10 protein-coding genes, 1 tRNA gene and 2 pseudogenes are annotated in these 10,077 nt (G+C 68.1%); 6 read left to right on the top strand and 7 right to left on the bottom strand.

The genetic code is table 11. The features are described from left to right. Positions 1-373: 373 nt before the first annotated feature. The 4 genes from ACIRVH_RS40190 to ACIRVH_RS40175 form a co-directional block, all read right to left on the bottom strand. The gene (locus ACIRVH_RS40190) at positions 374-685 is read right to left on the bottom strand and encodes a hypothetical protein (protein ID WP_403964463.1); all 312 of its coding nucleotides are present in this window, start codon (positions 683-685) and stop codon (positions 374-376) included. 654 nt (positions 686-1,339) lie between these two features. Further along, on the bottom strand, positions 1,340-1,771 hold the full coding sequence (locus ACIRVH_RS40185; protein WP_403964461.1) for a hypothetical protein: 432 nt from the start codon (positions 1,769-1,771) through the stop codon (positions 1,340-1,342). A gap of 498 nt (positions 1,772-2,269) precedes the next feature. Next, entirely contained in the window at positions 2,270-2,623 is a 354-nt protein-coding gene (locus ACIRVH_RS40180; protein ID WP_403964459.1) for a hypothetical protein, read from the bottom strand. A 490-nt stretch (positions 2,624-3,113) separates the two neighbouring features. After that, entirely contained in the window at positions 3,114-3,635 is a 522-nt protein-coding gene (locus tag ACIRVH_RS40175) for a hypothetical protein (protein WP_403964457.1), read from the bottom strand. A gap of 64 nt (positions 3,636-3,699) precedes the next feature. Between ACIRVH_RS40175 and ACIRVH_RS40170 the strand changes: the two genes are divergently transcribed. Next, entirely contained in the window at positions 3,700-4,233 is a 534-nt protein-coding gene (locus tag ACIRVH_RS40170) for a GNAT family N-acetyltransferase (RefSeq protein WP_403964455.1), read from the top strand. A 570-nt stretch (positions 4,234-4,803) separates the two neighbouring features. Here ACIRVH_RS40170 and ACIRVH_RS40165 read toward each other — a convergent pair. Then, positions 4,804-4,979, bottom strand: a pseudogene (locus tag ACIRVH_RS40165) (exonuclease SbcCD subunit D); the annotation flags it as partial. Positions 4,980-5,122: 143 nt separating this feature from the next. Between ACIRVH_RS40165 and ACIRVH_RS40160 the strand changes: the two are divergent. The 4 genes and pseudogenes from ACIRVH_RS40160 (at position 5,123) to ACIRVH_RS40145 (ending at position 7,492) form a co-directional block, all read left to right on the top strand. Then, positions 5,123-5,488, top strand: a complete 366-nt coding sequence (locus ACIRVH_RS40160; RefSeq protein ID WP_403964453.1) for a hypothetical protein — start codon at positions 5,123-5,125, stop codon at positions 5,486-5,488. Between the two features lie 544 nt (positions 5,489-6,032). Continuing rightward, positions 6,033-6,563, top strand: coding sequence for a hypothetical protein (locus tag ACIRVH_RS40155; RefSeq protein WP_403964451.1), 531 nt, complete (start codon positions 6,033-6,035; stop codon positions 6,561-6,563). A 16-nt stretch (positions 6,564-6,579) separates the two neighbouring features. Next, positions 6,580-7,157: pseudogene (locus ACIRVH_RS40150) on the top strand (hypothetical protein). 258 nt (positions 7,158-7,415) lie between these two features. Next, positions 7,416-7,492 (top strand) — tRNA-Met (locus tag ACIRVH_RS40145). Between the two features lie 74 nt (positions 7,493-7,566). Here ACIRVH_RS40145 and ACIRVH_RS40140 read toward each other — a convergent pair. After that, on the bottom strand, positions 7,567-7,881 hold the full coding sequence (locus tag ACIRVH_RS40140) for a hypothetical protein (protein ID WP_403964449.1): 315 nt from the start codon (positions 7,879-7,881) through the stop codon (positions 7,567-7,569). Between the two features lie 1,225 nt (positions 7,882-9,106). On the opposite strand from ACIRVH_RS40140, the gene ACIRVH_RS40135 reads away from it, so the two are divergent. Then, complete coding sequence (locus ACIRVH_RS40135; protein ID WP_403964447.1) at positions 9,107-9,250, top strand: hypothetical protein; 144 nt, start codon at positions 9,107-9,109, stop codon at positions 9,248-9,250. Positions 9,251-9,273: 23 nt separating this feature from the next. Here the strand turns inward: ACIRVH_RS40135 and ACIRVH_RS40130 are convergent, their stop codons facing one another. After that, complete coding sequence (locus ACIRVH_RS40130; RefSeq protein WP_403964445.1) at positions 9,274-9,852, bottom strand: Type-2Aa cytolytic delta-endotoxin; 579 nt, start codon at positions 9,850-9,852, stop codon at positions 9,274-9,276. Positions 9,853-10,077: the final 225 nt, after the last annotated feature.

The following is a 10,077-nucleotide window of genomic DNA, read 5'->3' as shown; positions in this document are numbered from 1 at the left end:
ACCTCGCCGGCCTCCACCTGCGTGCCTCGATGATCTGGATCAACGACCTCCTCCTGAAGGCAACTGGCTGATCACAACATCACACAGCCCCTAGTGCCACAAGCCACCTTCCCGTCTCTTCCGGATGCACCCCGCGAGCGACAGCGCCGCTCGGGTCATCTGAACCACCATGACTGCTCCATCAGCCTGTCGTGTCTGCCTTCACCTCACGAAGACCTGAGACCGCGAAGTGGTTCACACGAACTTCCAGGAATCCTGAACCCGTTTCCGGCAGACCAGCTCTGATGAAGGGCCAACTGATCGCTCGCGACCTTGGCCGCGGCGCAGCAGGCCATGGTCTCCGACTGAACCACCGCGCTCAGCCGGGTCGGTCTCACCTGACCTTGCCGGAGCACACCGCGGTGTGCAGCTTCGTCTCCACCGGGTCCTTCTTGTTGTTGACCCCGCTGCCCGGCTGGTGGCCCGGGTCGGCCGGCTCGACCCAGAGGTTGCGGGCGTCGTTCGGGTCACCGCCAAGCTGAAGAGAGATGAGATGGTCGTACTCGGCACCCCCGAAGCTGTCTTTGTAGCCGTACGAGGCGGCATTCAGCTGCTTCTCCTTGCGGGTGACCGACTCCGACGGCCGCACGTTCTTGGTGTAACCGCCCTTGCGGCAGATCGTCGCCTCCAGGTTCGCCTGCGTCACGGCCGACGAGGTCGCACCCGGTGTGCACGCAGGATCCACGAATGGCTCACCCTTCTCGTACCGGTAATGGCAGTGGCCCGCAGGCGGCTGCTGCTGCACCGTGTACGTCGTCTGTGGTCCGGCACCCACCGGGGATCTGCGCTGTTCCTGCAGGTACAGCCGTGCCTGACGCCTCCGTCGCCGACGCTCCGCCCTTGCCCGAGACGCCCACCCCGGAGTGCGAACCGGATGAACAGCCCGCCAGCAACAGGCAGACGAGCAGCACCGGTGGCGCGGCGCGGCGGATGGAACCCATGACGACCCCTCATGAACAAGCGACACCTGGGCAGATACTCCCCCACCCAGACGCCCGTCGACCACCCGACTTGAGGCGAGAAGACGCGTGGCGCCAAGGTTCGTTGCGCTTGCCCGTGCTGACCTCAACCGTCGGTGCCGGCAGACGCTGCTGACGCCGTGGGCAGCCGCTGGTGGCTATCCCGGCTGTGACGGGCTATCGGACGAGCACAAAGGCGACGGACCAGGCGGCCGACTGGAGCGACGACCACGCGTGCCGCAGAGACGAGACGTACGGGGCGGCGGTAGAGCCCGTCAGGATTCATCGCGGCATGGTCGCCCACCCAGATCACTCCGGGGAAGCAACGCGCCGCCGAGGCATCACACGAAGTCGGCAGCCGACTCCATCCTCAGCAGGACGTCCCTCCATTCCGCCCCGGAAAGCTGCAGGGCCGCCCGACGCAGGTCAAGGGGGTGACCCGCGGCAAGCGATGCGGCGATCTCCAGCACGGTCAGATGGGGGCCCATGGTGCCGGGCTCTCGGCGATTGTCGTCCAGCAGCTCGGGCGTCCGCAGCAGCTTCAGAACACCCGCCCAGTTCACCGAGGTCGGGCGGTCGGGCGGCTCCACGGCGGCGCCCAGCGCGGGCTCCTCGATGAACCGGCGCAGCCAGTAGCCGCCGCGGAAGGAGGCGAGGACTACCGTCGCCCTCCTCATCTGGTGATTGCTCACCGACTCCACAAGCTGCCGTGCCAGGACCGCCGCTTGGGGGACGTGCAGAATGGATAGCTCGTCAGCCTGATCGATAGTCATGCCGCCACTATGCGGCGGCTAGAGACAGCAGTTCCGTGCGGCGCCAGCCCCTGTCACACGAACAGACCATGCCGCTTTGGCCGGGGGCTCACGGACTCTCACGGCCGGTGGGAAAGCCATGGCCGCAAGCGCGCCCACGTTCTCCGAGATCCTCCCCCGCCTCGCAGAGGTCCTGGCCGGGCGCTGAATCGTGATCTACAACCGGACCTACGACACCGGCCGGCTGCTGTGGGAGCTCCACCTGCACCACCTCGCCCCGGGCACGGTCGACCTGAGCAAGCACCCCTGCAGGCCTAGCTGGATGCGCAGGCGTCCGAATCACCCGCCGAAGCTCCCGCAGGAGCGGGCAGCCGGCCTCCCACGACGCCGAACGGGACTGATAGTTCTCAAGGACACAGTCGTCACGTTGGCGTGCACTGGCCCGCGGCCCAGGCACCGCTCTCCCACCCGCCGTCGACACCTGCTGGTTGACCACAGCGCTCACAATCCAAGGCCCTGTTATGCCCACCTGTCCGGCTCACCCGGCCGCCAGCCTGGGAACAGCATCTGGGTCTCCCGCACCGTCATCCGTGCATCCAACCAGGCGTTATACACAGCCGCCAGGCGCGGCCCGTGGCTGCCCTCCATGACTCGGTCGCGGTACACGTGCAGTTCGGAGTCAGGCATCCTGCAGACCCAGCCGACGTACTCGAGCAGCGTCATGCCCCGGCCATCAGCGTCCTCTGCGAGGATGGCTCGCTGGTAGTCCTCGAGCCAGCCGACCCGCTCCAGGTCGACCCTGAAGCGGGTGAGGGTGCCGTCGGGCGACTCCTCGATGGTCCAGCCATCGTTGTCGTTGCGTCGCGTGGTCATGGTCAGAATTATGCGTTTACGCGCAGCACGCAGCCACCCCTTCAACGTGGAATCTCACCGCCGGACACCTCCCAACAAGCGCCCAAGTCAGCGTTGTTCGGCTCCTGAGCCGGGCAAAGGCGAAGCTCAGGATCGAAAGCAGGCTCTCAGGCGAAAGCCTCCGCGCCCGACTCGAGCAACACCGCGCCATGCTCTCGCTCTCAAGGCAGGCAAACGCCGACCGGTGCACGCCGGCGCACACGATCAGCCCACAGCAGTGAGCCCTACCGGAATGCGATCCCATGTCTACCGGACCCGACCATCAAGCCCTCCCGAACGCCATCACACCCCCACCACCCGCGTAAGCTCAATTCGACCACCAACCGCACAGGATGCGGCCAAACGGGATGCAGTCGGGATCCGCCCCGTAGCCGGCGAGGACGCGGATGGCGCACTGCTCGCTCCAGATCACCGACTCCAGTCGACACCACACAGCATGCGGTGGCCACAACTATCCAGCTGCAGTGACCGGAACCCCACGAGCAGCCCGGTAGGCGGCGATGAGAGCCGTAAGCTGCGGATTAAACCCCTCAGCCTCCTGCAGAGCCGCCTCCGGCATCGGATCGTCCCCGCCATAGCCGAGAGCCGGGCGGCCGGAAAGGTGCCCACACAGAGCCTCCAGGCGGTCAAGGAGAGCGGCACGGCGCGCCTGCTCAGGGCTCAGCGACCGCAACCAGGCAAAGCGTTCCACAGCCGTCCCCGGACACGCGGGCAGAAAGCGGCGGATACCATCGGCCCGCTCGGCAAGCGTGTTCCACACGGGCACGCGCAACATCGCGACCAACACGTCGGGGACAGCTTCCACAGTGGCGGGCGTCATGCCCCCACCGTCGCAGGAGGCACCGACAACACAGCGCAGCCAGGACACCAGATCAGCCATCCGGGCAACGCACTGTAATGCAGACGGGCCAGCCCATACCGTTACCGACCCCACCAGGCCCAAGGACACCGTCTTCACGGTCTTGAGCGGCATGGGGGGCCAAATCTGCCGGAACTCGTGGTGAGAGCCACACGGAAGTAGAGGGCAAGATGGGACCATGACCGAGATCCACACTCCCCGTCTTCTCCTGCGCCGCTGGCTGGATGACGACCTCGTCCCCCTGTCCGAGATCCACTCCGACCCTGACGTGATGCGGTGGATCGGCGACGGTGCGCCGCGCTCCTTTGAGGAGACCTCCCAGGACATCGAGGCCTGGGAGGAGGAGTGGGACGAAGAGGGTTTCGGGATCTTCGCCGTCGAACTCCTCGGATCCGGCGAGCTGGCCGGAGCGGTCGGCCTGTACCTCGCCGACTCCCCGCCCGCCGTCGCGGACCAAGTGGCGATCAGCTGGCGGCTCGGGCGCCAGTACTGGGGACAGGGCTACGCGTCGGAGGCGGCCCAGGCAACGCTCGAGTTCGCCCTCCAAGACCGCGGTCTGGAACGGGTCGTCGCCGTGTGCCGCACCAGCGACACCGCGTCCGCGAACGTGCTGGACAAACTCGGCATGCGGGCGACGGTCACGGCGCAAGACCCGGACACGGGCCACGACCTGCGGGTGTACGGGATCGATCTCACAGAGTACGAGGCCTAACTACAGCCAGCGGTGGTCACCGTAGCCGTCGCCCCATGAGGCAACCCGACGCACGCGGCAGCCGCGTCGCAACGCCATCTCGGGCGGTGCACGGCGAGCCCACTGCCCTCCTGCACGGCAACCGATCCGTGACCGAAAGGCCGGCCGGGCGCCAATCTGCAGGAGTGGCGGGCTGCCTCCTCGACCACGGCAAGCTGCTGTTCCCGCTGCATGTCGGTGCCTCCTGCGCTGGGGGTGGTGTCTTCGGTGTCGGTGCGGGGCGACTGCCACGGCACGCACGCTGCGCTTCCCTGTGGGAGTAACTGCCCAGACCTCTCCTGGACGCCGCAGTCGAACCCCTGCACCTGTACCAGTACGCCGCCATGTTCGCCCGGGACATCCGCACCAGTGCGCTCGGCCGCATCATCGACGCATTCCCCCGCCCAGGCCCGCGCCGTTCTGCACCACGGCCTGAACGCCCCAGATCATCTGGCCTCGCTCTGTCCGCACCTTCAACCTGACGACCGCACCGCCACCGTGCTGCGCCTGCTCACCCGGGTAGGTGACCGCTCCTCCCCCCTGCTCACCGCCTACCCCGGCGAAAACCGACGCCGGGGCGGACGGGACGCCCCCAGCAGTGATGTCACGTTCGCTGTCGCTGACCTCGGCTCCGGTGACAAACGCATGCACCAGCACCACCGACCGATACCAGCCGACTGCCCGGCGAGATCGACACGCACCCCATCCATGGCAGCACTCAGCAGCGACAGCATGCGCCCGCGCGGCTGTGCGGCGCATGCACGTCCGCCGTGGTCTCAGAGCTGTGTCTGGGACCCGCATGACAATGCGAACGCGCTTCCGATGGGCCATCTATGCTGGTCCGCAGCAGCACAGGGGGAGGGGACAGCGGATGGACTGGTTCTGGTGGGTTCTCATCGTCTTTTGGACGGGTGGCTTCGCGTGGGCAGCGGACAACGTCCGCACCGCACTGCGTAATCGACATGAGCGCAAGTTGCAGTTGCTGGAGGCGGCGAAACAGGAACGTTTGGCCGTCGAAGCAGCGAACAAGTCCCCGGAGCCAGTGTGCGGATGCACGCACCATCTCGCCAAACACGACAAGCAGGGCCAGTGCCACGAGCGTGTCGAGGTGCCAGTGGCCTGGGACGAGAACAAGAAGCCGCTGCGTTACGAGGCTGGTCAGTGCAACTGCCAGCAGTATGTGGGACCGCAGCCTCTGTCGCAGGTGTTCGCGGAGGACCTGACAGATCTCGCCTGACCAGGATGGCGAGGCCACTCTCCGTACATGACGCCGGGGACAGTTGATCGCCAGTGCGACGGGGGATTCCTGACGGCTCCCTTCGTTTCCTACGGTGGCCGGGTGGGCCGGGACGGTGTTCCCCGGCTGCGGCTGATCGCCCTTGTGGACGACGACGCGGGGCCGTGGGTGTGGTGGTCCGCTGATGCCATCGGCGAAGGCGATGGCGGCGTTCTGCGCGTCCGCCTGCCGGTCGTGGCACTGGCGGCGGTCGCGGGCGAGGACCGAGGCGGTGCAGGCTGGCATGACGGCCGGCTGCCCGGAGTGCGGGCGGTCGTGGACGGTCGGTTTCGAACTCCTGCCTCGGCAACGTACCGCTCTCCCGCCCGCCGCAAACAGTCCTGGCACAGGCACGCAGCCGGCCCCTCCTGGTCAGGCCGCGAGCTACTGCGCGCTGAGGCTTGCTACTCCTTGGGCAGCCCGGATGGGTGCTGTGATGGTCGGCCGGGCACCGGTCGCAGTAGTGTGCCCGTGTGGCGGGCCATCAGGGCCGCCGACGAGGCTGGTGTGGGCGGCAATCCGCTCACCGTGGTCGGCTCTCCAGTCCCTGGCGGCGCGACTCGCAGACCTCGCGGATCCCGGCAAGGAAGCGCTGCGCCGGCTGCATGACGCCCTGGGCAGCCAGGCGCCGGTGTCGGTCCGGGAGAATGCCACCGTACTGCCGGAAGGCTCCACGCCACGGTGGTCCCGCAAGCCCGTGCTCTTCGACTTCGGCGACGACATCATCGCCGCCGCGAAGGGTGACGAGCTGCCCCGGGCCCTGATCGCCAAAGGCATGGTGCCGGGGTGCTCCCCCGTCGGCTGGTGCAGCTTCGGCGGAGATGAATTCGCGCAGACTGTCCCGGCGGGCTGGGTTCTCGGAGCCTTCAGGTCGCTTCCTGCCACCTTGCCGACAAGTCTGCGCCGCGAGGCCGACGCCGAGACCCGCCCGGTGGGGAAGAAACTCAAAGCCCTGCCGCGGGCCAAGCAGCTCTCATGGATCAACGCGATGCGCGCCGCCGCACTCTCCTGCAAAGGCGACGCGTTCGACGCCTGAAAGGCGGTGCGTCCCGGTGAGATGGCTGACGCTGTACGCGCGCTCGCGTCACGTTCCCGCGTCGCTCGCCGCGGTGGTGATCAGCGCGGTGGCGGTGTGGGCACTCGCCCGGGACGGCAGCAGGGGCCCAGTGACTCGCGACTGCCCGTGCTCGCCCTCGCTATCGGGGCGATGGCAGCCTCGATCGGGCTCAGCGGGCAAGACCTCGCGCGGGACCGGACGGCCGCGATCCGCTGGGTTCCCCGCAGAGCGGCACACGTGCTGCTCTGCGGAGCGGTCGTCGGCATGGTGCTACTGACAGTACAGGCGATGGGCGAGGACATGGCCACCACCGCGTTCGTCGTCCGGGACAGCACTGGCTTGATGGGACTGGTCGCGCTGGGCGCGACGATCCCGGGCGGCCAGTACGCCTGGACGCCGCCCTTCGCCTGGCTCTCGTTCTCGTTCTTGGCCCCGCCCCCGACGAGTGCGCCGATGCAGGTGGCGAGCTGGATACAGCTGCCGCCGGGCACGGCAGCGGGCACATGGACGGCCCAGGTACTCACGGTTGCCGGCACCACGGCGGCCCACGCGGTCGCGGGACCGACACGGTGACGACCGCAGCGCGGCCACGTGCATGGGGCGTTCTACCGTGCGTTCCCCACGGTTACTGCGCCTGTCGAGGCGGCGCGGGCAGACGGTGGACCTCAACAGCAGTGAGCACGAAGTCCTCCTGCTTCGAGTGATCCTGATGCACGGCGATCCCGTGGTGGAGACGCTCCTGTACGTGCCCGACGGCACGCGTGACGCGCTGTGGAGCCCCGGCCCGTGTCCGGGTAATGCCTGGCGCATGACGTAGGCTGTGCGGACCGACGCGGGGTGGAGCAGCTCGGTAGCTCGCTGGGCTCATAACCCAGAGGTCGCAGGTTCAAATCCTGTCCCCGCTACCAACGCACCGGCCCCCCTCGACACCAACGTCGAGGGGGGCCGGAAGCATGTGGGGCGCCGGGCCTGTGGAACGGGGTCAGGTGAGGGCGTCGCGGAGGTAGGTGGGCAGCATCTGACAGAGTGCTGGATCCACCGTCCAACTCCGGGCGGGGAATTCGTCCGCTGTGACGGTCAGGTTCTCGCCGTTGCCGGTGCGGACGACTGCCCGGAACGTTTCCCCACATCGGACCGGGCCGCGCGCGAGATGGCCGGCCAAGACAGCACGGCAGAACTCGGCCGGGTCCGCGTCGGTGGTCGCACGTCCGTAGCCCTTGCTGATCCACACACGGCTGAACGGCTCGTACAACTGGACCTCCCACACCAGGCAGGCAGCATCACTCTCACGGGACATGACTGCGATCATGCCCTGGACCATCCACCGCATCGCCCCTACCAGCCAGTACCGTCCGAAAGAATGCGATGCCGCGGCTCGGCCACTTGCTCCCGGAGCGCTGCAGCCGTCCCTTGCGGGCACCCACGGTGCCGCGCAGCCAGCCGCCTCTCGTCGGCGGAACGTGAACGTAGTTGGTCCGTGAGGCGCGGCGAAGCGCGAGCCAGGGCGCGGGTGGAGGTCAGCGGGCCTGGGAGACGGTGACGGGAACGTCAGGGCATCCGTCGAGTACGTCCGCGAGGGCGGCCTGCGTGCACCGAAGCCGAGATGCTGCACATCCTGGAGCAGTTCGCCTTCTACTCCCCCGCGCCACCCGACCAGACAGAGCAACTGGTGACGTCTCCGCAGCCCGTCAGGAACTCACCAGTGACGCACGCCGGCTCATCGACGAGGCCTCCGCGCACGCCTACTTCTCACTCACCCTGCTCGACGTCTTCAGCGCCGAGGGACTCGAGAGCCAGGTGTGCAGTCCGGCGGTCAGGCCGCTGACCGGGCCGAGTGCGAGGCCGGTTGTCCGGCTGAGTCCCAGGTTGCGGCCCGCGAGGGGCATCGGAGGCAGCGCAGTCAGCCATTCGGCCTGGCGGTCGGGCTCGGGGGAACCAGCGCAATGCTGAGCCGGTGTGTGCCAGGGCGTGTCGGATCGTGGCCAGGTGGGTGGGCGCTCAGCAGCAATCAGCGCCGGGTCCAGGAAACCGTGCCGCATGCGCAGGTACTCGGGCACCTCAACGCGCAACGCTGGTGCAGCTGGTTGAGCAGGTTGTCCCGGCCGGTGAAGCGCGGGTTGCGGCGCGGTACGGCCCGACCCGGAGTTCTCCTGGCTCGGGACTGGGCCCTTTCCCGTGCTGGTCGTCAGCCCAGGTAGGGCTCGAAGTCCCCGTAGGGGCGGGTGCGCCGGCGGGCCGAGATGAGTGGGAGTCCGCGAAGGAGCGTCGACGGCTGGTGGCGAAGGCATTGAGCGTGGTGAGAAAGCCCCCGAAAGACGTTGGGACGACGCGATCTAAGCGCCCCTCCCCGATCCGTCTGGGGAAGATTGAGACGATCCGGATCGCGAAGCGACTGCGCGAGGTGGGCGGTGATCCGCATCCGAGCGATTCCCGGCCTCGGCTCCTCTTCGCTGCCCTGGATTGCTGTCGGATCCCGTTCGCTGCCCGATGCCCCGGCCGCTGCCATGCCGCGGAGCACGCCTGTGGCCATCGACACGGCCATCACCGTCGTCGTCACACTGGGGCGGCGGATCGCCCACGACAGCCCGGGACGGCGGGCCGTGACTGGTCGTGAGGAACTGCGGGGAGACCGGCCGCAGGACGTACGCGGGACCGCCCCGAAGTGAAGCGGCGGACGATGACCCGAGGATCAGGCCACGTTCGCGAGCTTCTGGCGCACGACGATCGCGTTGAGCCGGACCGCGAACGGTGCGATGTCGGTGAGGCTCAGGGTCCCCACACGGGTCTTGCCGAAGCCGACGGTGACGTCGGTGCAGAAGGCCACGGCGTACAGGTACGCGCCGGCTTCCTCGTCCTGGAGGGCGAAGAACAAGTCGCGGTAGTAGCTCGTGTGGTCCGGGCCCTCCTCGTAGTAGGCCAGTCCCGGTTCGCCCTCCTGCGCGGCGAGACCGGTGAAGGCATCCACGAGGTCGCGCTCGATGGTGTCCCAGAACGACGCCTGAGCCGCCTCTGGCGCGAGCGCCTGGCGGACCGCTTCCTTGAGGGAGAGTGCCATCACCAGGATCGGCGCCTCCTCCTGAAGCCCCCAGCCGCGGACCATCTTGACGATGTCGCTGTCGGGAAGCATAGCGGCGGCATCCCGAATGTGACCGAAGTCGTAGTTGACGGTGGCGGGCGCGATCGCCTCCTGGAAAGCGCGGCCCAGGGCCTGAGCTTGGGCAAGATGAGCCTCCCCCACCTCGGTGACTGTCCTGAAACAGGCTGCCAACTCCCCCCTCCTTAAACATTTTGTTGCACGGGAGGCGTCAGTATGCCCTACCGGCGCGCCACCGGCGACCCACGGGGCGCCGGTGCGGCAGACGCAGGCGCAGGCGCGTAGGACGACCGGCTCCGGGATGTCGCCGGAGAAGGACTTCCTCGCCGGGCACAAGGCCACCGCCAATCGGCAGGCCCAACCGGTCCTGCCACTCTGGCCCAGCACCTGGGCGCCCCG

The sequence above is a fragment of the Streptomyces sp. NPDC101165 genome (assembly GCF_044768135.1).
Lineage (GTDB): Bacteria > Actinomycetota > Actinomycetes > Streptomycetales > Streptomycetaceae > Streptomyces.
This window is presented reverse-complemented; position numbering and strand designations above follow the sequence as displayed.

Excerpts from the sequence above, each read along its gene's own strand:
- ACIRVH_RS40185 (WP_403964461.1), bottom strand. The coding sequence starts at position 1,771 with ATGACTATCGATCAGGCTGACGAGCTATCCATTCTGCACGTCCCCCAA.
- ACIRVH_RS40160 (WP_403964453.1), top strand. The coding sequence starts at position 5,123 with ATGGACTGGTTCTGGTGGGTTCTCATCGTCTTTTGGACGGGTGGCTTC.
- ACIRVH_RS40175 (WP_403964457.1), bottom strand. The coding sequence starts at position 3,635 with ATGCCGCTCAAGACCGTGAAGACGGTGTCCTTGGGCCTGGTGGGGTCG.
- ACIRVH_RS40180 (WP_403964459.1), bottom strand. The coding sequence starts at position 2,623 with ATGACCACGCGACGCAACGACAACGATGGCTGGACCATCGAGGAGTCG.
- ACIRVH_RS40140 (WP_403964449.1), bottom strand. The coding sequence starts at position 7,881 with ATGTCCCGTGAGAGTGATGCTGCCTGCCTGGTGTGGGAGGTCCAGTTG.
- ACIRVH_RS40170 (WP_403964455.1), top strand. The coding sequence starts at position 3,700 with ATGACCGAGATCCACACTCCCCGTCTTCTCCTGCGCCGCTGGCTGGAT.